Origin of the sequence: Synechococcus sp. CCAP 1479/10, from assembly GCF_019038515.1 — a bacterium.
Taxonomy (GTDB): Bacteria; Cyanobacteriota; Cyanobacteriia; order PCC-6307; family Cyanobiaceae; genus Cyanobium.
In genome coordinates, this window is the sequence record NZ_JAFKRJ010000032.1 from 72,945 (window position 1) to 94,613 (window position 21,669).

The 21,669-nt window shown below is 70.6% G+C and carries 19 protein-coding genes; 12 read left to right on the forward strand and 7 right to left on the reverse strand.

The features are described from left to right. Positions 1-81: 81 nt before the first annotated feature. Complete coding sequence (locus KUG39_RS12375) at positions 82-1,074, reverse strand: o-succinylbenzoate synthase (protein ID WP_353617401.1); 993 nt, start codon at positions 1,072-1,074, stop codon at positions 82-84. Next, the gene (menA, locus tag KUG39_RS12380) at positions 1,071-2,060 is read right to left on the reverse strand and encodes a 2-carboxy-1,4-naphthoquinone phytyltransferase (protein WP_216916181.1); all 990 of its coding nucleotides are present in this window, start codon (positions 2,058-2,060) and stop codon (positions 1,071-1,073) included. The genes KUG39_RS12375 and menA overlap by 4 nt, the downstream gene beginning before the upstream one ends. 74 nt (positions 2,061-2,134) lie before the next feature. On the opposite strand from menA, the gene KUG39_RS12385 reads away from it, so the two are divergent. Continuing rightward, positions 2,135-3,523, forward strand: coding sequence for an isochorismate synthase (locus KUG39_RS12385; protein WP_502988649.1), 1,389 nt, complete (start codon positions 2,135-2,137; stop codon positions 3,521-3,523). Between the two features lie 12 nt (positions 3,524-3,535). Here the strand turns inward: KUG39_RS12385 and gshB are convergent, their stop codons facing one another. Both gshB and KUG39_RS12395 read right to left on the reverse strand, forming a co-directional pair. Next, positions 3,536-4,525, reverse strand: coding sequence for a glutathione synthase (gene gshB / locus KUG39_RS12390; protein WP_216916175.1), 990 nt, complete (start codon positions 4,523-4,525; stop codon positions 3,536-3,538). Then, entirely contained in the window at positions 4,522-4,845 is a 324-nt protein-coding gene (locus tag KUG39_RS12395) for a glutaredoxin domain-containing protein (RefSeq protein ID WP_216916173.1), read from the reverse strand. The genes gshB and KUG39_RS12395 overlap by 4 nt, the downstream gene beginning before the upstream one ends. Before the next feature lie 132 nt (positions 4,846-4,977). Between KUG39_RS12395 and KUG39_RS12400 the strand changes: the two genes are divergently transcribed. From KUG39_RS12400 to KUG39_RS12435, 8 genes are all read left to right on the forward strand, one after another. After that, complete coding sequence (locus KUG39_RS12400) at positions 4,978-5,772, forward strand: FUSC family protein (protein ID WP_216916170.1); 795 nt, start codon at positions 4,978-4,980, stop codon at positions 5,770-5,772. Continuing rightward, positions 5,769-6,779: an FUSC family protein gene (locus KUG39_RS12405; RefSeq protein ID WP_216916167.1), complete on the forward strand. Its 1,011-nt coding sequence runs from the start codon at positions 5,769-5,771 to the stop codon at positions 6,777-6,779. The genes KUG39_RS12400 and KUG39_RS12405 overlap by 4 nt, the downstream gene beginning before the upstream one ends. Positions 6,780-6,811: 32 nt before the next feature. Further along, positions 6,812-7,937, forward strand: a protein-coding gene (prfB, locus tag KUG39_RS12410; protein ID WP_216916164.1) for a peptide chain release factor 2 whose coding sequence is annotated in 2 segments (ribosomal slippage) — positions 6,812-6,886 and positions 6,888-7,937 — 1,125 coding nt in all. Because the reading frame shifts where the segments join, the coding sequence is not laid out codon by codon here. Between the two features lie 20 nt (positions 7,938-7,957). Then, positions 7,958-8,155 carry a DUF3285 domain-containing protein gene (locus tag KUG39_RS12415; RefSeq protein ID WP_190610445.1) on the forward strand — a complete coding sequence of 66 codons (198 nt, stop codon included), beginning with the start codon at positions 7,958-7,960 and terminating at the stop codon, positions 8,153-8,155. Then, positions 8,152-8,688: an rRNA maturation RNase YbeY gene (gene ybeY, locus KUG39_RS12420; RefSeq protein WP_216916161.1), complete on the forward strand. Its 537-nt coding sequence runs from the start codon at positions 8,152-8,154 to the stop codon at positions 8,686-8,688. Before KUG39_RS12415 ends, ybeY begins: the two co-directional genes overlap by 4 nt. A gap of 68 nt (positions 8,689-8,756) precedes the next feature. Beyond that, on the forward strand, positions 8,757-9,230 hold the full coding sequence (locus tag KUG39_RS12425; protein ID WP_094585812.1) for a diacylglycerol kinase family protein: 474 nt from the start codon (positions 8,757-8,759) through the stop codon (positions 9,228-9,230). 9 nt (positions 9,231-9,239) lie between these two features. Continuing rightward, positions 9,240-9,836, forward strand: coding sequence for an anthranilate synthase component II (locus KUG39_RS12430; protein WP_190610441.1), 597 nt, complete (start codon positions 9,240-9,242; stop codon positions 9,834-9,836). A gap of 43 nt (positions 9,837-9,879) precedes the next feature. Then, on the forward strand, positions 9,880-10,674 hold the full coding sequence (locus KUG39_RS12435; protein ID WP_190610440.1) for an MBL fold metallo-hydrolase: 795 nt from the start codon (positions 9,880-9,882) through the stop codon (positions 10,672-10,674). 31 nt (positions 10,675-10,705) lie between these two features. On the opposite strand, the gene KUG39_RS12440 is transcribed toward KUG39_RS12435, so the two are convergent. Then, positions 10,706-11,839 carry a pyridoxal phosphate-dependent aminotransferase gene (locus tag KUG39_RS12440; RefSeq protein ID WP_216916159.1) on the reverse strand — a complete coding sequence of 378 codons (1,134 nt, stop codon included), beginning with the start codon at positions 11,837-11,839 and terminating at the stop codon, positions 10,706-10,708. 77 nt (positions 11,840-11,916) lie between these two features. On the opposite strand from KUG39_RS12440, the gene speG reads away from it, so the two are divergent. Then, positions 11,917-12,462, forward strand: coding sequence for a spermidine N1-acetyltransferase (speG, locus tag KUG39_RS12445; RefSeq protein ID WP_094585811.1), 546 nt, complete (start codon positions 11,917-11,919; stop codon positions 12,460-12,462). Between the two features lie 40 nt (positions 12,463-12,502). Here the strand turns inward: speG and KUG39_RS12450 are convergent, their stop codons facing one another. Together KUG39_RS12450 and KUG39_RS12455 are read right to left on the reverse strand one after the other, a co-directional pair. After that, a complete protein-coding gene (locus KUG39_RS12450; protein ID WP_216916157.1) occupies positions 12,503-13,960 on the reverse strand; it encodes a vanadium-dependent haloperoxidase in 1,458 nt (485 codons plus the stop codon). A 187-nt stretch (positions 13,961-14,147) separates the two neighbouring features. Continuing rightward, positions 14,148-17,723 (reverse strand): hypothetical protein, encoded by a 3,576-nt coding sequence (locus KUG39_RS12455; RefSeq protein ID WP_216916155.1) that lies wholly within the window; start codon positions 17,721-17,723, stop codon positions 14,148-14,150. A 276-nt stretch (positions 17,724-17,999) separates the two neighbouring features. Between KUG39_RS12455 and KUG39_RS12460 the strand changes: the two genes are divergently transcribed. Next, a complete protein-coding gene (locus tag KUG39_RS12460; protein ID WP_233133955.1) occupies positions 18,000-18,668 on the forward strand; it encodes a Crp/Fnr family transcriptional regulator in 669 nt (222 codons plus the stop codon). Positions 18,669-18,831: 163 nt separating this feature from the next. Next, complete coding sequence (locus tag KUG39_RS12465; RefSeq protein ID WP_286193230.1) at positions 18,832-21,591, forward strand: adenylate/guanylate cyclase domain-containing protein; 2,760 nt, start codon at positions 18,832-18,834, stop codon at positions 21,589-21,591. Positions 21,592-21,669: the final 78 nt, after the last annotated feature.

Consider the following 21,669-nt stretch of genomic DNA (forward strand, 5'->3'; position numbering starts at 1 on the left):
GGGGTCTCGGCGGAGCGCCACGGGCAGGCGGCGCTTTCGGGCACGGTAGGGCTGGTGAGGGGCGCCAGCGCCGGCCCCGGCTCAGGCCGCCGCCGCCCAGACCCGCTCGGGGTCCGCATCGAACAGGGGGCCTGCGGGCGTCCAGTCCGGCGCCAGGCCAGGGGCCACCGGCGTCGGGCCCCGCCACTGCAGGGCCGCCAGGTGGGCCGTCCAGCGGGCACCGATGCCGGTCTCGAAGCCGGTGCTGACCATCAGCCGGGGCACCCCCCGGCCCAGCTGGGCCAGCAGGGGCCGGGGGTCCCCGTCCTGGGACGGACGCCGCACCTGCCAGCCCGCCCAGCGCCGGCGCAGCTGGGGCCACTGGCCCAGGGATTCATCCAGGGCCACCGGAACCCGCAGGGCCAGCGCCTCGAGGCCCTCCTGGTCGCCCGGGGCCAGGGGCTGCTCCAGCCACTCCAGCCGCGGCTCCTGCTCCAGCCGCTCCGCCCAGGCGGCTGCGGTGGTCCGGTCCCAGCCGCCGTTGGCATCGAGCCGCAGGCGGCCGTGGGCCGGCAGCCGCTCCAGCAGCCGCTCCAGCAGGCGCCGCTCCAGCCCATCGGCCGCCGCCGCCACCTTCCACTTGAAGGTGGGCGGGCCTGGAGGGCCGGCGAGCCCCCGCTCCAGGGCCTCGAGCATCGCATCGCCGGCGGGGAGCAGCCAGGCCGAGGGCGGAGCGGCCAGCCAGCCACCGGCGGCCACACCCACCTCCCCGTCGATCTCGGCCAGGCCCCCCCCCAGGGCGAAGGCCAGGCTGGGCGGCAGGGCGGGCAGGCGCCGCTCCAGATCGTTCCGTTCCAGGTCGGGGGCGAGGCCCTCCAGCGCGGCGGCCACCGCGCCCGTCTCCCCCGGGTCGAGCGGCGCCGCCTCCCCCCAGCCGACGCCGCCGTCGGGGCCCTGCAGCCGCAGCAGCCAACCCCGCTTGGCCGCCACCGCGCCCGCGGCCGTCTGCAGCGGCCTGGGCAGCCGGAAGGCGAAGGGCCGGATCTGCAGGGCCAGCCGACCCCCAGGGCCCCCGATGGCCGCGCCCGCGCTCACCGGCCCGCCAGCGCCGTCAGCCAGGGGCCGAGGGCCAGGCCGCAGGCGAGCCCGAGGCCGTTGAAGGCCTGGAAGCGCAGGGCCAGGAACTTGCTGCCGATGATGCGCTCGGGCTGGTGGTGCTCCTCGCCGAGGAGCCGGATCAGGGCCCGGGCCGGCGGCAGGCCGATGGCCCCCAGCAGAGCCGTGAGGGGCCACCAGCCCAGCAGCACCGGCGCCCACTGCAGCGCCAGGGCCGCGGCCACGAACCAGGGCACCAGGCCGGCGGCGCGCTGGGTGCCGAGGCGCACCACCGGCGAGCGCTTGCCGTGGGCGGCGTCCTCCTCCACCTGGTGGAAATGGGAGCAGAACAGCACCAGGGTGGTGGCCAGGGCCGGTCCGCTGCCCAGCAGCAGGGCGGCCCCCCAGGGCACCCCGCCCGCCCCCTCACCGGCCGGGGCCAGGGCCAGCAGGGCGGCGGCGGTGGCGCAGGGGCCGAAGGCCAGCCAGCAGAGGGGTTCCCCCAGGCCCCGGTAGCCGAGGCGGAACGGGGGCCCCTGGTACAGGTAGCCCAGGCCGCAGCAGAGCAGCACCAGCAGCAGCACGGCGGTGCTGCTGCGCAGGGCCACCAGGGTCATCAGGGCCAGCCCCACCACCAGACAGCCATTGGCCAGAGCAAGCACCCGGTCGCGCCGGCCGGTGAGGTTGACCACCGAATGGGGCTTGCCGTGGGTGTCGACGCCGGTGTCGGCATCGAAGACGTCGTTGGCGAGGTTCTCCCAGGCCAGCAGCAGCACGGCGGCCAGCAGGAACAGCAGCAGCTGCTCGGGCCGCAGGCCCAGACCCTGGCCCAGCCGCCAGCCCGCCGCCAGCAGCACCGGCATCACCGCCACGGCGTACATGGGCCACTTCACCGCCGCCCGCCAGAGGCGGCCGCGAGAAGAGGCCCCAGAGGCGGCCCCACCCCCCGCGGCGTAACGGCTTGCGACGACCTGTGGCTCAGACATGGGGGCCGCGGGCGTTGGGCGGGGAAAGGCCCATACATTTGAGCAGCCTTCCGCCCCGGTCCCGCGGCCCCTTGGTGCAGGCCCCTGCCACCTTCTCCGCGCTGCTCTCGGCAGCCACCGCCGCCAGCCGGCGTCTGGAGGAGGAGGGAGTGCTCAGCCTGGCCCTGCCGATGGCCGCCCTTGACCCCCTCGTGGCCCTGACCCACCTGGGCACGGGCGGCGACTTCCGCTTCCTCTGGGACGGTGCCCCGGGGCTCAGCATCGCCGCCGCCGGCCAGTGCAACAGCCTGGAGCTGAGCGGTCCGCGGCGCTTTGAGCTGGCCCAGCGCTTCAGCAGCCTCAGCCTCAGCCGCCTGGCCCGCGAACCGGCCCCCTGCCCAGCCCTGGCCCGGCCCCGGGTGCTGCTGGCCTTCGCCTTCTTCGAGAGCCCCCTGCATCCCGGCACTGGAGCGGCGGGGGTGCAGGCGGTCCTGCCCACCTGGCAGCTGAGCCGCCAGGGCCGCCACTGCTGGCTGCGGCTGCAGCGCAGCCTCGGGGGCGATGTCACGGCCCGCAGCGTGGCCGAGGAACTCTGGGACGCCCGCCAGCGGCTCGAGGCCCTGGCCGTGGGCAGTCCTTCCGTGGCGGGCCGGGGCACCCCGGTGGGCATCGCCCATGGCTCCCACTGGCACGCGGGCTACCGCTCCGCCCTTGACCGGGCCCTGGAGCTGGTGGAGCGGGGTGAGCTGCAGAAGCTGGTGCTGGCGGTGCGCCAGCAGCTGTTGCTCGATGGTCCCCTCGATCCCCTCAGCCTGCTGTCGCACCTGCGCCGCAGCCAGCCCGGCAGCTGCCGCTTCCTCTGGCAGCGCTCGGAGCGGGAAGCGCTGGTGGGGGCCTCGCCGGAACGGCTGCTCACCCTGCGGCAGGGCCAGCTGCGCAGCGATGCCCTGGCCGGCACCGCGCCGCTGGGGGAGCCGGCCGATCTCCTGCTCCAGTCGCGCAAGGACCGCCACGAACACGAGCTGGTGGTGGAGACGATCACCGCCGTGCTGCAGAAGGCGGGCCTCGATCCGCGGCGGCCGCGGCGGCCGCGGCTGGCCCGCCACGGCTCCCTGGTCCATCTGCACACCCCGATCACGGCGTCGCTGCGCGGTCAGGCCCCGCTGACCCTGGCCGAAGCCCTCCACCCCACCCCGGCGGTGGCGGGCCTGCCCCGGCGCGAGGCGATGGCCTGGCTGCGCAGCCTGGAGCCGTTCGAGCGGGGGCACTACGCCGCCCCGATCGGCTGGATCGACACCGAAGGCGACACGGACCTGCGGGTGGCGATCCGCAGCGGCACCCTGCGGGGGCGGCAGCTGGAGCTCACTGCCGGTGCGGGGCTGGTGCGGGGCTCCCACCCCGAGCGGGAGCTGCAGGAGGTGGCCCTCAAGCTCGGGGTGCTGCAGCAGCAGCTCAACCTGCCGCTGGCGGCCGGCTTCGGCTGAGCCGGGCCCCCCTCAGCCGGCCAGCAGGCGCTCGATCACCTGATCGGCCAGGGGCTTGCGGCCCAGCCGTTCCACTTCCCGCACGCCGGTGGGACTGGTGACGTTGATCTCGCTGAGCCGGCCGTCGATGACGTCGATGCCGACGAAGAAGAGCCCCTCGGCCCGCAGCACCGGCGCCAGCACATCGCAGATGCGCCGCTCGGCGTCGGTGAGGTCGGCGGCGACGGGAGCGCCCCCCAGGGCCAGGTTGCTGCGGAAGTCCCCCGCCTTCGGCACCCGGTTCACGGCGCCGAGGGGCTCCCCGTCCACCAGCAGGATCCGCTTGTCGCCGGCAGTGACCGCGGGCAGAAAGGCCTGGACCATCACGGGCAGCGTCTCCTGGAGGGTGACCAGCTCCAGCAGGGACCGCAGGCCGGGGGCCGCCGCCGCGGTCCGCACCACCCCCTGGCCGGCCCGCCCCGCCAGGGGCTTGAGCACCACCTCCTGGTGGCCGGCGGCGAAGGCGGCCAGCTGCTCCACCCGGGCGCTGACCAGCGACGGCGCCATCAGATGGCTGAAGCGCAGGGCGCCCAGCTTCTCGTTCCAGGACCGCAGGGCCGCCGGGCGGTTGAGCACCCGCACCCCGAAGGGCTCGGCCAGCTCCAGCAACTGGGTGGCGTAGAGGTAGGCCTCGTCGACGGGCGGATCCTTGCGCATCCAGATCCAGCGGAAGTGATCCAGCGACATGTCACGGGGCTCGTCGGCCTCGACCCAGGGATCGGGCACGCTCCAGCCCTCGGCGGTGGCGGCCATCGGGGCCATTCGCACCGGCTGGGCCCAGGCCCGGGGCCGGTGGCGGCCGTCGTCCGCCGCGGCACTGGAAAGATCGGCCTGGGTGCAGACCCACACCGCCAGACCGGCCCGCTGGGCCGCCTGCATCAGGGCCACACTCGAGTCCTTGGCCGGCCGCAGGCGCGTGATCGGATCGACCACGAACAGCTGGGCGTCCCGATCGCGGCTCACGCGGTCAGACGCAGGATGGGTCCGAGCTCACCGGCCGTGTTGAGCTTGGCGAGTTCGACATAGCCGCCGATGGCGATGCCGTCGATGAAGATCTGGGGCACGCTGGTGCGCCCGCCGGACCGCTTCATCATCACCTCCTTGTTGATTTCGTCGTCGTCGATGATGAATTCGTTGTAGGTGACCCCGAGCCTGTCCAGCAGACCCTTGGCCCGGATGCAGTCGGGGGAGAAGCGATAGGTGTAGATCTCCACCTTGGCCGGCGGCTTCACCTCCACGGCGTCCTGCCCGGATTGCTCTGGGGGGACTCCTGGGATCTCCATCCGGTCACTCGTGGGGCGTCGTGGCGCAGCTTAAGGGGACCGTCCACGCCCCACCAGATCCGCCCATGCCGATCAGCCCAGGCACGGCATCCTGTGGCCTGATCTCCCGACGGTGCATCGTCCGTCGGCTCGATGCTCCCCCGTCCCCCTTCGCCCCAGCAGATCCGCAACGCCCTGCAGGTGGGGTTCGCCGGTTTCCTCGCGGCCGGCATCCACGCGGCGGCCGGACCGGACGTCAACGCGATCGACGGTTTCTATGTGGTCTACGGCGCCGCCCGCAGCCTGCTGCCCACACCGGAGGCGTCGCGGGAGGCGGCCTGGGCGCGGATCGTGGGCACCGTGTTCGGGGGCGCCGTGGTGGTGCTGCTCACCCAGGCCCTGCACAACTGGCTCGCCATCGGGGTCGGCTACGTCCTCATCCAGTTGCTGGGACGCCGGCTGGGGCTGAGTCCGGCCACGCTGATGAACGCGGTGATCATGACCGTGCTGATCCTGGCGGTTCCCGCCCACGAGCGGATGGGGGGCTGGTACGTCGTCGACAGGACCGGCTGGCACCTGCTGGGGCTGCTGCTGGGCATGGCCGTCGAACGCCTGTTCTGGTTCCGCTCACCGCTGCAGCGCCTGGAGGACAGCGAGCGGGGTCTGCTGGGCCGGATCGAAGCCCTGCTGGCTGGAACCTCCCACGACGGGGAGGAGGAACTGATCAGCGCCTACGGCGCCCACTGCGCCGTGCGCAGCACGGTGCTGCGCAGCCCCCAGGCCCACGGCCTGGCGAGTGACGGGATGCAGCAGCGGCATGAGGCGCTTGAGCAGGCGCTGCGCCACGCCGTCGCCATGGTCCGGGTGCCGGCCGTGCTGCGCTCCATCGACGCCGAGGCCTGCCGCGAGGCCCTGCTGCGGCTGCGGAGCCTGGCGGCAGCGCCATGACAGCGCCGGGGCGATCGGCCGTGATCGTGCGCAACGGGGCGGTCCTGGCGCTGGTGGTGGCCGCCTGCAACCACCTGGCGCTGCCGGAGGGCCTGTTTCTGGCCCTGGGGGTCCTGATCATTCTCGAGACCGACCTCGGCGGCGGCGTGCTGGCCGGGCGCGAGCGGATCATCGGCACCCTGCTGGGACTGCTTGCCGTGGTGATCGCCGCGGGGGTCCTGGGCGGCCTGTCCAGCGCCCTCGGGGTATTCCTGGGACTGACCCTGGTGCGGCTGTTCGGCTTCGCCGCCGGCCTGACCAGCGGCTTCGTGGTGGGCGGGCACATGGTGGCGGGCAGCCTGATGAACCACGGCGACGCCTGGTGGCACTACGTGTTCTGGCGGATGGTGATGACGATCCTGGGCGTGATCATCGGGGTGCTGGTGTCGCGCCACATCTACAGCCAGCGGTCCTCCAGCGCCTGGCAGGCCTCCTGTGACGGCTGGCTGCTCGATCTGGCCCGCCTGCTGGAGCGACTGCCGGACAGTCCCGAGCCGGAGGAGGCGTTCGCCGCCCTGCGGGAGCGCCGCAATGGCCTGCGCCGCCGCTTGCCCCAGCTGGCGGCCGAGCGGACGCTGATCCACGGCCAGCCGGACGAGGCCGTGCTGCGGGCCCAGCAGCAGCTGCAGCACGGCAGCACGGTGATGAGCGCGGCGCGGGATCTCGGCCTGCTGCTCAAGGAGGCGGCCCCGGCGGCCTGGGTCCCGCCCGGGCTGGTCCCGCGGCTGCTGGACGACGGCCGGACCCGGATCGAGGCGCTGGTGCAGGGACGGGACGCCCCTGACGCGGTGGCGGACCTGGGCCGCTGCCGGGACCTGCTGAGCGCGGCGCTGCCGCCGTCGCCGCCGGCGCCCCAGGGCGACCGCACCCCGCTGCTGATCGCCAGTCGGCTGCTGCTGCTCGCGGACGCCCTGATCCGCCTGCCCCGCTCCCCCCAGCCGCCGGGGCGACCGGAGGCGGGGCGCTGATAGGGTCGAGCCATCGCCGGATTCGCTTCCCCTTGCTGGATCTCACCGACTTCAAGCGCGACCTCTCCGAGCTCACCGACCGCCTGGGCCATGCCCAGGACTGTCTTTGACGTACCGGCCCTGAAAGCCCGCCAGCGGGACCTGGAACAGCTAGCCTCCCAGCCCGGCTTCTGGGACGACCAGCTGCAGGCCCAGAAGCAGATGCGCCATCTGGATGAGGTGAAGGCCCAGCTGGAGCAGCTGCTGCAGTGGCAGGCGGCGATCGACGATGCCCGCGCCACCCTGGAGCTGTACGACCTGGAGCCCGATGAGGAGCTCCTCAGCGAGGCCAACGGCGGCCTGCAGAGCCTCAAGGGGGCCCTCGACCGCTGGGAGCTGGAGCGGCTGCTGAGTGGCCCCTACGACAAGGAGGGGGCGGTGATCTCGATCAATGCCGGTGCCGGCGGCACCGATGCCCAGGACTGGGCCCTGATGCTGATGCGGATGTACACCCGCTGGGCCGAGGACCACGGCATGAAGGTGACCGTGGACGAGCTCTCGGAAGGGGAGGAGGCGGGCATCAAGAGCTGCACCATCGAGATTGACGGCCGCTACGCCTACGGCTACCTGCGCAACGAGAAGGGCACCCACCGGCTGGTGCGGATCTCGCCCTTCAACGCCAACGACAAGCGCCAGACCAGCTTCGCCGGCGTGGAGGTGATGCCCAAGCTCGAGGAGGACGTCAAGCTCGACATCCCCGAGAAGGACCTGGAGGTCACCACCTCCCGCTCCGGCGGCGCCGGCGGCCAGAACGTCAACAAGGTGGAGACGGCCGTGCGGATCCTGCACATCCCCACGGGCCTGGCGGTGCGCTGCACCCAGGAGCGCTCCCAGCTCCAGAACAAGGAGAAGGCCATGGCCCTGCTGATGGCCAAGCTGCTGGTGATCGCCCAGGAGCAACGGGCTGCCGAGATCGCCGACATCCGCGGCGACATCGTCGAGGCGGCCTGGGGCAACCAGATCCGCAACTACGTGTTCCACCCGTACCAGATGGTCAAGGACCTGCGCACCGCCCAGGAGACCACCGACGTGCAGGGGGTGATGGACGGGGATCTGGATCCCTTCATCCAGTCGCTGCTGCGCCAGGGTGTGGAGATCGCCGCCGACGCGGCCGCCTGATCCCTTCCGCAGCGCCCCCCATGCCCGAGCGCCCCAGCCCCCAGCCCACCCCCACCGCCGAGGCCGGGGGCGAGAACCCGAGCTTCGTGAAGCTCGCCATGCGCAACATGGTGCGCAAGGGCCGCCAGAGCCTGCTCCATTTCGGCCTCACCGCCCTGGGCCTGAGCGGCTTCCTGCTGCTGATCGCCTGGCTGGGTCGCCCCAGCCTGCCGGGATGACCACCCCACAGGCGGCGCCGGAGATCGACCTGGCCTTCAGCCTGGAGTCCGGCGTCGCCGCTGACGCCCCGTCCCCGGAGCCCCTGGCGGACCCCGCCGGGGCCGAGGCGCTCTGGTGCTCCCACCTGGGCGCCTGGCTGGCCCAGCTGCGGCCGGAGCTGCCGGCCCCCCTGCGCGCCGAGGGCTACAGCCTGGGGCTGGAGCTCACGGACGACGCCACGATCGCCGAGCTCAACCAGGCCTGGCGCCAGCACAGCGGCCCCACCGACGTGCTGGCCTTCGCCGCCCAGGAGGAGGCGCCGCCGGCCCCACCGGGGGCGGAGCCGGAGTGGCTGGAGCTGGGCGACATCGTCATCTCCCTCGACACGGCCCGGCGGCAGGCCGAGGCGGCAGGCCACGGCCTGGAGGAGGAGCTGCTGTTCCTGGCCAGCCATGGCCTGCTGCACCTGCTGGGCTGGGATCACCCCGATGACGACAGCCTGGAGGCGATGCTGGCCCGGCAGACGGCCCTGCTGGCGGCGTCCCCCTCCTGACAGGGGCTGTTCCCAGCGGTCATCGGCGGTAGGGTGCCGCTTGTCCCTCCAACGGCGGTGCGATGCCGATGCTCGTTCCAGAGGAACATCCGCCGGCCCTCCGCGAAGTGACCAGCGACGTGACCAACGACGTGCATCGCCGCGGCAGGCGCCTGCGGGTGGGGGCGTGGAAGGTGGCGGGCGACCTGCCGGCGAGCTTCCGCTACGCCGCCCAGGGCCTGGCCTACGGCTTCGCCAGCCAGCGCAACTTCCGCATCCATGTGTTCACGGGGGCCGTGGTGTTCGGCCTGGGGCTGTGGCTGCGCCTGGCCGCTGACCGCCTGGCGGTACTGGTGCTCACGGTGGCGGCGGTGCTGGTGCTGGAGCTGCTCAACACCGCCACCGAGGCGGTGGTGGACCTCGCCATCGGCCGCCAGTTCCACCCCCTGGCCCGCATCGCCAAGGACTGCGCCGCCGCCGCCGTGCTCGTCGCCGCCCTCTCGTCGCTGCTGATCGCCCTGCTGCTGCTCGTGCCCCCCCTGCTGATCCGCCTCGGCGTCTAGACCGTCCCCATGCTCCTGGTCCTCGACAACTACGACAGCTTCACCTTCAACCTGGTCCAGTACCTGGGTGAACTGGCCGCCGACCACCCCCTCGCCGCCACGGTGCGGGTGGAACGCAACGACGCCCTCGACCTGGAGCAGATCCGGGCCCTCGACCCGGCGGCGATCCTGATCTCCCCCGGGCCCGGCGACCCGGACCAGGCCGGGGTCTGCCTGGAGGTGCTGCGGGACCTGGGACCCACCGTGCCGGTGCTGGGGGTGTGCCTGGGGCACCAGTGCCTGGCCCAGGTGTTCGGCGGGCGGGTGGTGCGGGCCGGTGAGCTGATGCACGGCAAGACCTCACCGGTGCACCACCGGGGCGCCGGGGTGTTCGAAGGCCTGCCCGAGCCCCTCACCGCCACCCGCTACCACAGCCTGATCGCCGAGCGGGAGACGTTGCCCGACTGCCTGGAGATCACCGCCTGGCTGGAGGACGGCACGATCATGGGCCTGCAGCACCGGGAGCACCACCACCTGCAGGGGGTGCAGTTCCATCCGGAGAGCGTGCTCACCCAGGCCGGTCACCAGCTGCTGGCCAATTTCCTGCGCCTGGCCTCCCACTGCTAGTTTCGCGCCACATCCCGGGCCCGGTGGGGCCAGACGCGACTCCATGGTTGACCCCACCAGCCGGTCCGCGACAGCGCTGACCGGATCCGCGACAGCGTTGCGTCGCACCACCACCACGGCCCTGCGCCTGGGTGCGGGTCTGGCCCTGGCGGCCGGACTCACCCTGCCGATGCCGGCCCTGGCCCAGAAGGGCGGCGGCGTCTCGATCACCCACCTGGGCCACAGCGCCCTGATGATCCAGGGGGGTGGCGCCCGGGTGCTGGTCAACCCGTTCCAGGCCGTGGGGTGCGCCGCCGGCCTGCCCGTGCCCCGCGTCAGCGCCGATGTGATCCTGGCCAGCAGCCTGCTCAAGGATGAGGGCGCCCAGGTGGCCAGCGGCAAGTTCCTGGTGAAGCCGGGCTCCTACCGGCTGGCCGGCCTGCAGATCGAGGGCATCGCCGCCCCCCACGACCGGGTGGGCGGCCGCCGCTTCGGCAACGCCACCCTCTGGCGCTGGCGCCAGGGCGGCCTCGACATCGCCCACCTCGGTGGCACCGCCGGCCGCCTCGGCCCCGCCGACAGGGTGCTGCTGGGACGACCCGATGTGCTGATCATCGGCGTGGGCGGCGGCGGCAAGGTCTACACCGGCCAGGAGGCGGCCGAGGTGGCCCGGGAGCTGCAGGCCCGTCGGGTGATTCCGGTGCAGTACACCACCGGCAAGCCCCCCGCCGGCTGCGACCAGGGGTCGGTGGAGCCGTTCCTGAAGGCGATGGTGGGGGCCACGGTGCGCCGCAGCGGCCGCACCATCTCCGTGGTTCCCCCCCTGGGGGATGGGGTGGTGGTGGAGGTGATGCGCTGAGGCTGGCCCACGGCCATGCCGGCCGCCAGGGTCAGCTCAGCTGCTCGATGGCCCGATAGGCCTCCCAGAAGCGCTCCATCTGGGCGCCGGTGCCGAGGCTGACCCGCAGGGAGCCGTCGATCAGCGGCTTACCGGCCATCGAGCGCACCAGGATGCCGGCCTGGCGCAGGTCGGCCTCCACCGCCTCCGCGGAATGGCGGGGCCAGAGCAGCAGGTAGTTGCCGCCGGCGGCATGGTGGCGCACACCCGCCTGGCGCAACTGGCTCAGGAGCTGGTCGCGGGCGCGCAGCACCTCGGCCACGTAGGCATCCACATAGGCCTGGTCGGCCAGGGCGGCATGGGCGGCGGTGACCGCGAAGCTGTTGATGTCGTAGGGCCCGCAGACCCGGCCCACCCGCTCCACCAGCGCCGGCGCGCCGATGGCGAAGCCGATGCGCAGGCCCGCCAGGCCGGCCGTCTTGGCCAGGGAGCGCAGCACCAGCAGGTTGGGGGCCACCGCGAAATCGGCGACGGGCAGCACGCTGTCGCCGGTGAAGGCCTCGTAGAGCTCATCGACCACCACCAGGGTGTCCGGCGCCGCCGCCGCCAGCTCCAGGATCCGCTCGGGCGCCAGCCGGGTGCCGGTGGGGTTGTTGGGGTTGCAGATCAGCAGAATCCGTGGGGCGCCCGCCGCCGCGTCCGGGGCCTCCAGGGCCGCCCGGATCGCCTCGAACGGGAAGCCGAAACCCGGCAGGCTGTAGGGAATCGCCTCGATCGCCATGCCCTGCATGCGGGCACAGGGCGTGTAGTAGCCGAAGGTGGGGCTGGTGGTCAGCAATCGGTCGCCCGGCGAGCCGAAGGCCTGGAAGACGGCATGGATGGCCGCGTCCACGCCGTTGAACAGGCCGATGTGGGCCGGCGTCAGGCCCCGGCCCCCGAGCGAGCGCACCACCGCCTCCCGCAGGCCGTCGTACTCCGGATAGATGGCGTAATGATCGGCCGGGATGGCGCGGATCGCCTCCACCACCCGGGGGCTGGGCCCGACGGTGTTCTCGTTGAAGTCAAGCCGCAGCAGGCCGCGGCGCCCCTCCAGGGGGGCGCTGTAGGCGGTGAGGGTCTCCACCTCCGGCCGGGCCCGGGGGCAGGGGGGAACGGCCGGGCTCTCGCCTGGGGTGGGGCTGGTCACGGCGGCGGAGCTCAGATCGCTGCGACTGCCATCCTGCAGTGCAGCCCTACCGTCTGTGCAGGACGATCTGGAATCCGGTGGCGAGAGCGGAGCTGACCCTGCGGGCCCTGGAGCGGGGGGATCTGCGCTTCATCCACGACCAGGTCAACAACCGCAGCGTGATGGCCTACTGGTTCGAAGAGCCCTACGAGTCGTTCGATGAGCTTGAGGAGCTCTACAACCGCCACATCCACGACAATGCCGAGCGCCGCTTTGTCGTCGAGAATCGGGGCGCAGAGAACGGGGCCAGGGAGCTGATCGGCCTGGTGGAGCTGATCGAGATCGACTACATCCACCGCCGGGCGGAATTCCAGATCATCATCGCCCCGGCGCACCAGGGCAAGGGCTACGCCAGGTTCTGCATCCACAAGGCCCTTGACTACTCCTTCACCATCCTGAATCTCCACAAGATCTACCTGTCCGTGGCGGTGGACAACGAAAAGGCCCTGCACCTCTATCAGCAGTGCGGCTTCGTCGAAGAGGGCCATCTGGTGGGCGAGTTCTTCATCGAAGGCCAGTACCGGGACGTCAAACGCATGTACATCCTTCAGGAGGATTATCTGGCCAGAACGCCCAAGGGCTGAGGCCCGAGGCGGCGCGCTGGCCTCCTTCGCGCCCGGGGGCTCAGAGGATCCCGGAGGCGGCGATCGTGGCCCTCGAGATGTCGAGTTTCAGAGCCAGCTGATTGGCGATCTGGGCACCAAGCCAGACGCCACCGGTATGGCCCAGCTCCCTGGGAGTGGGAGGAACACCAAAGATGTCTTCGCTGGTACCGGGAAGGCGGCTGGTGATGCCATCGAATTGCCAGTGCACACCCAGGTAGACCCGGCTCAGCGAGTTATCCACCATCGCCTGCCACAGATTGTCGTAACTCAGGGTGAGAAGTTCCCGCGGCCGCAGCGTGCGGGGGTCCATGTTGCGGCCATCGAACTCATCGGAGACGAATTCGAAGCGCACATCATCCAGGCCGCTGCCGCCGGAATCGAAGCTGCTGACACCCCTCTCCACCAGGAACAGCCGCAGCAGCTGGAAGGCCGCCGCCCCGAAGGTGGCATGGCCGGAGGGGTAGGCGGGAAAATCGGGCGTCAGCCCCGTGCCGGCGCCGTTGGTATCTGGGCGCCCCAGGGGCAGCCAGTCGGGGTCGGCGACCCCGTTTCCGGCAACGGCCTCCCGGATCCCCACCGCCGGCCGCCACATCATGTGGGTCCGGGCGTACTTGTAGTGCCAGGCATCGATGCCCGCATCGGCCATGGCCACGGCCGCGCCCGCGATCACACCCAGTTCATCCAGCTCCTCGAGCTGGCCGGGATTGCGTTCCTCGATGGAGTCCAGAACCGTCAGCACCACCTGCAGGTAGAGGCGGGGCGGGGTTCCGAGTTCCTGGGGGCCGTCGTACCCCCAGGCGATGCCGATGACCTCTTCGGCGAGGGTCCGGAAGGCCGGGTCGCCGGGGGCGCGGTTGATCTCACCCTTGGCCGCCACTCTCCCGAAGTCATCGCGATAGTGCTGGGTGGCGGTGACGGTGTCGGCGTCGAGGCGACCGGGCGGTGGCGGAAAGTCCATCACCCGGACCGCGGCCAGGGGTGTGGCGCTTCCCCAGACGCCACCCAGAAAACCCTGGGTCGGCTGGGTGGGTGGCGCCTTGTGGTTGTAGGGCGTGCCGTCAGGCGTGTAAGCGGCGCGCGCCTTGTTCATGTCGTCCATGCCGAACTGATGGACGGCCGTGCCGTAGGCCCTGCCGGCCATCTCCACCGGCGTCCTGGCAGGACCCATGTCGAAGTAGTCGAGCCAGTTGATCCAGGCCGGCTCCAGCATGGAGGCCTGGTTGGGATAGCGCAGCCGGAGCACCTGGTGACAGGCGGCAGCGGCGGCCAGATCCCTTTCCTTATGGCTGGGAAACGGCAGCAGGCCGGCGGGGATCGGAAGGCTGAGCAGCTTGGTGGCGGAGCCGGCGACCACGGCCCTGACGTCATGCAGAGCCGCCAGGGCCATCCCGAGGGCCCGAGCCGTGAGAAAGGGTCCCCTCTGGTCACCGGAGGACAGGGAATTGGTGTGATCCCTGCGAACACACTCCAGGCTCATGTCAATCCAGAACCGTGTTCTGATGCCACCTGCCGTCATGGTCCTGTCCGTGAAGGGCCCCCCGAGTGTGAAGAGGACGATCAAAAAGACCTGGACCCGCGATCACGCCCTCCTGTCCTGTTGATGGTGGCTGGCTGTCATCAAGGTGACAGGCCGATGGCCAGGCCCTGAACACGCCCGTGAGTCATCAGCGGCGGTGCTGATGCACCAGCCTGGCGCGCACAGGTGGCTCGATCGCCACCGACGCAGCCGCCACCGACCCAGCCCGGGCGTGCCCAGCCGCGCGGGCCTTCGGCGGGGTGGCCGTCAACGGCTTCGGACGGCTCTGGGAGGTCCACCAGTCGAAGCCCAGCCCCGGGAACATGGCCACCCGGCGGGCCATGGCATGGAAGAACACATAGGCGGCCAGCAACCGCCGGAGGGATCCGAAGCGGGATTCCCGGATCGCTTCGATGCCATCGTCGCTGGGGAGGCGGATGCCGTTGCCGCAGCCCCCATGGATCGGGCTGGGGATCACCAGGGCCGCATGAAAGCGCTCGGCGGTGATGCAGGGATCGGAACTCAGGGCGACGATGTCGGGGCCGGCGCCCAGGTGGCGGAGGCCATCGGCCTGCCGTGCCGCCTGGATCACCGCATCGGCGTGGGCACGCTGCCTTTGGCTGCAGCGGCCGTCCGGGACGCCCAGGAACAGCAGCGTGCCGCGCACCAGCCGATGGCCATAGCCATGCAGCAGGGAATCGATCGGATCAGTGCCATGCACATCGAGGGCCGTGAGGCCATAGCTCAGGGCGAAGAGCTTGCTGACGTAGTTGCTGAGCAACTGGTGCAGCCCCTCGGCCTCCCCGATCACCAGGGTGCGCCGGCCGGTACGGGCCAGGAGCTGGCGCCCCTGCAGGAACCTCAGGCCCAGGGTCCAGCACCAGGGACCCAGGACGTAGAGGGCCACGTCGGCGGGCAGGCTCAGGGCCAGCAACAGGGCCCCCATCCCTTGCCCTTCGGCAAGGCCGAGCAGTGGCAACAGGGCCAGGGTGACGCCCCGGAACAGCGGCGTCCCCCATCCCAGGCTGCCCAGGACGTAGAGCGCGTGGATCAGCCAGGCGGTCGGGGTCTCCAGGACATGCCAGGCCCATTGCCGTCCCTCCTGCACCAGCTGACGGGAGACGGCGCTGGTGAGGGGCTGCCCCCCTTCATCGGCACCGATGATCTCGCGGACATCGTTGACCAGGAGCTGGTCCTCCATGGTCTCCAGGGCCAGCAGGGCCTCGGGTCGCAGCCGCAGTCCCAGGGGGCGCTGCTCCGGGAAGGCCTGCTGGACCTGGCGGCAGAGGCAGAACAGCAGCTCGGTGAGGGTCTGGTGCATGGCGGCCACCGTGGCGGTGGCCGCTTCGGAGCTGCGGCGTCCCGCGGCCGTGGTGAACAGGCGATGGTGGAAGGCCTGGTCGGGGGCCTCGGGGCTGCCGGGGCCGTCGGGGGCGTCGGGGGCCAGCGACGAAGCCCCCGGGAGGCTGGCCGGATCACCGATGACCAGGAACACGTCCTGGATCACGGCCTCGCTCACCAGCCGATCGCAGGCGTCCAGCACCTGCCGGCAGGGGGTGCTCTGGCCGGAATCGCTGAGCACCAGCACGATCGACCGGCGGGACAGATTCAGGGACGATGGGTCGCGGTGCAGCTGCTGGAGCACGCAGCTGGCGGAGAGCGTGCTCACATGCAGCAAGGGCATGAGCCGTTCCAGATCCCGTGCGAAGTGGGCACCCAGCCAGAGGTTGTTCTCGATGCCGGTGACCAGGAGGTCCACATGGCTGGACCGGGCCAGGGCCGGATCCAACCCCTCACGGCCGAGCGATGCCTGCTGGTCATGCCGTCGCGTCGCCGTGCCGATCAGCAACCGGGCCAGGGCCTTGGCGCTGGCGCGATTGGCCGAGCGGGGATTGATCCAGTCGTCCTGGATCCTGGACAGCAGGCCGGGGATGGCCGCCAGGTCCGCGCCGACCGGGTCCAGGCGCAGGCGGCCGTGCCTGGATGGGGCCCCCGCTGGTCCGGGGCCGTCGCTGCAGAGTTGGCGGCGGCGACGGATCTCCTCCAGGGTCAGCTCCCGTTCCTGCGACAGCGAGTGGATGGTGAGGTCCGTGGGGGACAGAAGGGCGATCTCGCCGGCGATGGGGTCCAGATCGATGCGGTGGCAGCCGGGCCGGCCCGCCAGCACCGCCTCCACCGCGGCCGGTTCGGAGGCGTAGAGGGCCGTGGCGCCGGGTCCATCGAAACCGATGCTGATCGGCTGCCCCTGGCTGCAGAGCACAAGCCGGTCGGGCCAGGTCGAGGAGATCACGACCAGCCCGAAGCGGCCCCGACCGCAGGCCATGAACTGGCGGGCCGCGGCAAAGGGATCGTTGTGCAGGAACGCGCCGATGGCCGCGCGGATCCAGCGCTGCGTCCGCGCGGAGCTGTAACGCCGCAGCCGGGGATCGGCCTCCAGCCGCTGCTGGATCCGCAGGGTCAGCTCCTCGAGCACCCCGGGGTGATCGAGGCCGGCGTCCGGGCGGGAGGCGATCTGATCCTGGAAGGCGGCTTCGAAGCCCGTGGCCCACGGCCCGAACGCGTCGGTGGCCGGGGCGGTGGCGGGCTCCGCCAGAAGGCGAAGGGAAGCCAGCCGCACGGAGGCGAACCAGTCGCCCTTGCAGATCAGCAGATCCATCAGTCCGGCCATCGTCGTCGAGGCGCCGGCCGCCGGATGGCCGCAGCGGAGGGCAACCGCCAGCCAGGCCCCCAGTTCGTTGACGTCCGCCTCGGTGCCGAACAGGGTGAAGCCTTCAAAGCTGCCGTCGTGGGCGATGCGGTGCTGCACCGCCTGCCAGTCACTCACCCAGCGTCCCTGCCGCCTGGACCAGAGACGGCGGCGCTGGGGCGGGGACCATTGGTGCCAGTGGGACGCCAGGTTGCCGGGGGCGCCGCTGGAGCCGGAGCCGTAATGCCAGGCCGCGATCAGCCCGGAAGGCAGCGTTCGTCGGCCCGTCCGCAGGGCCCGGTGTCCGGCACGGCGAAGGCCGCGCTCCAGCGATCGGGTGAGGTGGCCGCGCTTGCCGTTGGCCATCCCGTGCCCGACGAAGCCGATCCGGCCCTTCCGATCGCGCACCAGCACCAGACCGGCTCCCGCGGGGGCTCCCCGGGTTTCCATCTCCAGGCCCATGGCCCGGAAGCGCTCGATCGCAGGCGGCGACAACAGCTCCCCCCGTGCCGCCGGATCGTCTGCACAGATGAAGCCGAAATGGCCGCAGTGGAAGCAGGCGGCCCGGCCGCTGCCGATCGCCTGCCAGTCGGTGCGTGAGGCCAGCAGCAGCGCGCCGTTGGCCGCCGCCACGCTGACCAGCAGGGCCCGGACCGGGGCGGAGCCATCGGCGGGCAAGGCCACCAGGACGCCCCAGGCCAGGGCGAGGGCCAGCAGGTTGAACAGCAGTCCGCCGCTGGCCTTCAGTCGCACCCGCCAGGGCGTCGGGTCACCGACGGCCACCCAGGGCAGCGATCGCACCCCGCCGTCGGCCGGACCGATCGGCCCCAGGGGCGCCAGGCTCCGGAGGGTCTCGCCAGGGGAGCGATGCTCCAGGAGGTTGACCACGGCCAGGGCGGCGCCATCGCTGTCAACCATGGCCCGCAGCAGCCCATGGCCGGCCCCATGGAGGAGTTCGGCCGAGCACCAGCTCAGCCGGATCAGGGAGGGCAGCAGAAGCCACCACGCGGTGGCCTGGCCCGACGAGCCGGCGACCACCAGGGCGAGCAGTTCCGGCCAGCAGCAACCGACCCACCCAGGCGTCCCAGCGGGCACGGGCCACCGACGCCGCGCATGGAGGACGGGGGAGGACATGACAGGCGAGCCCACGCAATGGCGCCACTGTCCGGGGATCGCTCCCGGCGTGTGTTGATCCCCATCGCCTCCAGGCGGGAGATCGGTGCCACCCAGCTGTCACCTGGATGACAACCCAGGCAAACCATGGGATGGTGGCGTCGCCGTCGGAGGGTGATGGGGGGCTTCGAGGCCAGTGAGTTGAGGTCCTTCCCGCTGTTCGCGGGCCTTGAGATCAAGCAGCTGGAGAGCCTTCTCGGCGAGCACAGGACCCTGCAGGTGCCGGCGCAGCATCAGCTGGTCTTCGAGGGCGACTGGAACGATGGCTTGTTCCTGATCCGCTCGGGAGTGGTCAAGGTCCGGCGCTTCACCCTGCAGGGGGAGGAAGTGGTGATCGCGCTGATGGGCGCCGGAGAAATGTTCGGTGAGCTGGCGATGCTGCTCGGGAACAGTCGACGCTCCGCCGATGTGGTGGCGCTCACCCCGCTCGAGGTGGTGAAACTGCGCTGGAAAACGGTTCAGGACGAACTGGATCGCTCAACGGACTTCGCCTTGGAGATGGCTCGGCTGCAGGCACGACGACTGCTCTGCCTGGGGCGGCGCTTCAGCCTGCGGGGCGAGGATGCCTCCACCCGTGTCCTGGCCACCCTGCTGGAGCTGGCCTTCTGCAGCGGCTATGGAAACGATCCGCTCGCCCCGATTCCCGACCTGAAGCAGACGGAGATCGCCACCATCGCCGGCCTGGCCCGGGGCACCACCTCCCGGATCCTCACCCAGTTCCGCTCCCGGGGAACCATCGTCCAGACGGCCGAGGGGCTGCGACTGGCGAATCTCGAACCGCTGCGGCGGAGGGGGCTGCTGGAACCTTGACGAACCCGTGGTGACGCCCGATTCCGGGTGGCCGGAAATGACAGAACGCCCACGGAAAAAGTTCACAAAGGCTAAGATCGCCGCCAGCAATCGGCACGTTTCAGCGTTGGCCGCAGGCCCGGGCCAAGCGACGAATCTTCAATGAATCGGCGATGAACCAGCGATGGGCACAAGCGTGAAACCTGTCAAGCGTCCACCGGAACGGCGTCAGGTCACCGTGCTGTTCTGTGACCTGGTCAACTCCACAACCTTGGCGGAGCAACTCGACCCCGAGGAGCTGATGGAGTTGGTCGAGTCTTACTATGCCATTTGTGATGACATTGTGTCCTCACACAGTGGCTACATGGCCCAGTATCTGGGTGATGGCATTCTGGCGTACTTCGGCTATCCCGATGCCTCGGAAGAAGCGGCCCCCAATGCCGTCAGGGCCGGTCTGCGGCTGCGGGAAGCGATCCGGCGCCTCCCGTCGCCCACCTGCGACCCCCTGCGCTGCCGCATCGGCATCGCCACGGGATCCGTGGTGGCCACCAGCATCCGCGATATCGAAACGCCCCACAAGGCCGGGCTGATGATGGGGAAAACCCCGAATCTGGCCGCCAGGCTGCAATCGGAAGCCGGGCCCAACCAGATCCTGGTGTCGGAGAGCACGCATCGGATCACACGGGAGTTGTTCCATCACCAGAGCCTGGGCTCAAAGGAACTGAAGGGCTTCAATCAAGCCATGCAGGTCTATGCGGTGCTGGAGGAAACCGACGTCTCCTGCCGTTCCCAGGCCCGCTGTAAAACGAGCGATCTGCCGCTGATCGGCCGCCAGCAGGAGATGGAGCTGCTGCGGAAGACATGGCAGACCGCCTCTGCAGGGCAGGGCCAGCTGGTGCTGCTCCAGGGGGAAGCCGGCATCGGCAAGTCCCACCTCGTCGGTGAACTGAAGCGATCCCTGCTGGATCAGGGCCATCGTCAGATGAGCTGGTACTGCGGCCCGAACACCAGGGAAAGCACCCTGCATCCCATCGCCGAGCAGATCAACAAGGCCGCCGGCTTCGAGAAGGGCGAACCCGATGAGAGCCGCCACGAGAAGCTGGCCCGGATGATGGAGCGCTATGGCGCCACGGAAGCCAGCGGCCTGGAGGTTCTGGCCGATCTCATCGGCCTGCGCGGTGGGGACCGATCAGCGCTGGACGGACTGACCCCCGAGAAGAAACGCCAGATTCGACTGGACACCCTGCTGGCGATGATCCAGGCCTGGAGCGATGGTCAGCCGAGCCTGATCGTCGTGGAAGATCTCCACTGGATCGATCCCACAACCCTGGAGCTGCTCGATCGTCTGATCACCGCAGCCCATCGGCAGCCCTTGATGGTTCTGGCCACGGCGAGGCCCGAATTCAAGCCGCCCTGGCCATCGGGCGACAGCGGCGTCCATCTCAACCTCAAGCGACTGGACCGCGCCGCCTCCGAACTGATCTGCTCCTGCCTGAACGCCGATGAAGTCCTCTCTCCCCAGCTGACCAGGCGCATCGTCGAACGCTGCGATGGGATTCCCCTGTTCGTGGAGGAAACGACGAAATCGATGCTCGAGCAGCTGCGTGCCAACGGCTCCAGCGGCGGTGATGGCACCGACCCCATCCCGGAAACGCTGCAGGACTCCCTGGCCGCCCGCCTCGATCGACTCGGGCCGGCCCGAAGGCTGGCCAGTATCGCGGCGGTCATCGGCAGAAGCTTCACCTACGAACTTCTGGAGGCCGTCTCCAGCGAACCGGAGGCGGTGTTGCGCGAGCAGATGGATGATCTGCTGATTTCCGGGCTGCTGCAGTTCTCTGATCAGACCGCCGGTGAGGCCTATGAATTCAAACATGCGCTGATTCGTGATACGGCCTACGAAACGATGCTGAAGCGGGAGCGACAGACCCTTCACGAACAGATCGCCACGACACTCTCGGCTCAGTTTCATGAGCTCATCGACGCGGAACCCCAGCTGCTGGCCCATCACTTCACCCGCGCCGGTTCCTTCGAGCAGGCCATCCCCCACTGGATCAGTGCGGGGCGTCGATCCGCTGAAATGGCCTCCCATGAAGAAGCCGTGCAGCATTTCCAGACGGCCCTGGATCTGCTGCGCCACGACGCCTGCCGACCGGAGGGTCTGCCCGCCTCCCTGGAGCTGATGCTGCTGCTGGGCCTGGCCATGAGCCTGGCGGGATCCCGCAGCTACTCGGCGCCCGAAGTGGGCCAGATTCTGGAGGAGTCCCGATCGTTGGCAGAGCGACTGGAGGACAGCCAGTCGTCGTTTGCGATCCTGCGGGGAATCTGCAATTTCCACATCGTCTCCTGCGATCTGGACAACGCCGAGCGCTCGGCAGGCCAGTGCATCCAGCTATGGAACCAGGGCAGGGATCCCATCCATGGCATCGAAGCCCATTTCTCCATCGGCTACGTCCATTACGTCAAGGGATCGATGGCCCTGGCGCGCCAGCATCTGAGCGAAAGCATTGACCTTTACCATCTGCACGAGGGCTGGGATCTCAGTTTTCCCTCCACCCATGATCCGATGACCGGCTCACTCACGGCCCTCGCCATGGTGGAGCAGGCCTGCGGCGATCCGGATCAGGTGGCCGCCACCCTCGAACAGGCGCGGCGGCATGCGGAACGCCTGGGAAGGAACTACGAAACGGTCTACACGCTGAGCCATGAACTGTTGATTCTGGTGCTGCAGGGCCGCTACTTGGAGGCCATCGCCGTCAGCGATTCCATCCTGAGGATCTCCGATGCCTATGGCTACCTGACCTGGCGCGCCATTGCCAAGGTGTACAAAGGGGTCGCCCTGGCGCAGGCAGGCCAGGCCGAGCCCGGGGGCGAGGCCCTGGCGATCGCGATGGAAGGCATGCGAGAACAGCAGCGCCTGGGTGTGATGACACTGGAGGTGACGTGACCCCCTTTATCGGTCCAGGCCTTATGAGAGTGGTTGGTTGTGATCATGCGGCAGCTCCCTGTTGAGCTGCCTCCAGGG

Bases quoted from the DNA above. Each gene is read 5' to 3' on its own strand.
- menA (WP_216916181.1), bottom strand. From the start codon at position 2,060: ATGTCTGAGCCACAGGTCGTCGCAAGCCGTTACGCCGCGGGGGGTGGG.
- KUG39_RS12395 (WP_216916173.1), bottom strand. From the start codon at position 4,845: ATGGAGATCCCAGGAGTCCCCCCAGAGCAATCCGGGCAGGACGCCGTG.
- KUG39_RS12400 (WP_216916170.1), top strand. From the start codon at position 4,978: ATGCTCCCCCGTCCCCCTTCGCCCCAGCAGATCCGCAACGCCCTGCAG.
- KUG39_RS12405 (WP_216916167.1), top strand. From the start codon at position 5,769: ATGACAGCGCCGGGGCGATCGGCCGTGATCGTGCGCAACGGGGCGGTC.
- KUG39_RS12415 (WP_190610445.1), top strand. From the start codon at position 7,958: ATGCCCGAGCGCCCCAGCCCCCAGCCCACCCCCACCGCCGAGGCCGGG.
- ybeY (WP_216916161.1), top strand. From the start codon at position 8,152: ATGACCACCCCACAGGCGGCGCCGGAGATCGACCTGGCCTTCAGCCTG.
- KUG39_RS12425 (WP_094585812.1), top strand. From the start codon at position 8,757: ATGCTCGTTCCAGAGGAACATCCGCCGGCCCTCCGCGAAGTGACCAGC.
- KUG39_RS12430 (WP_190610441.1), top strand. From the start codon at position 9,240: ATGCTCCTGGTCCTCGACAACTACGACAGCTTCACCTTCAACCTGGTC.
- KUG39_RS12435 (WP_190610440.1), top strand. From the start codon at position 9,880: ATGGTTGACCCCACCAGCCGGTCCGCGACAGCGCTGACCGGATCCGCG.
- KUG39_RS12450 (WP_216916157.1), bottom strand. From the start codon at position 13,960: ATGAGCCTGGAGTGTGTTCGCAGGGATCACACCAATTCCCTGTCCTCC.
- KUG39_RS12465 (WP_286193230.1), top strand. From the start codon at position 18,832: ATGGGCACAAGCGTGAAACCTGTCAAGCGTCCACCGGAACGGCGTCAG.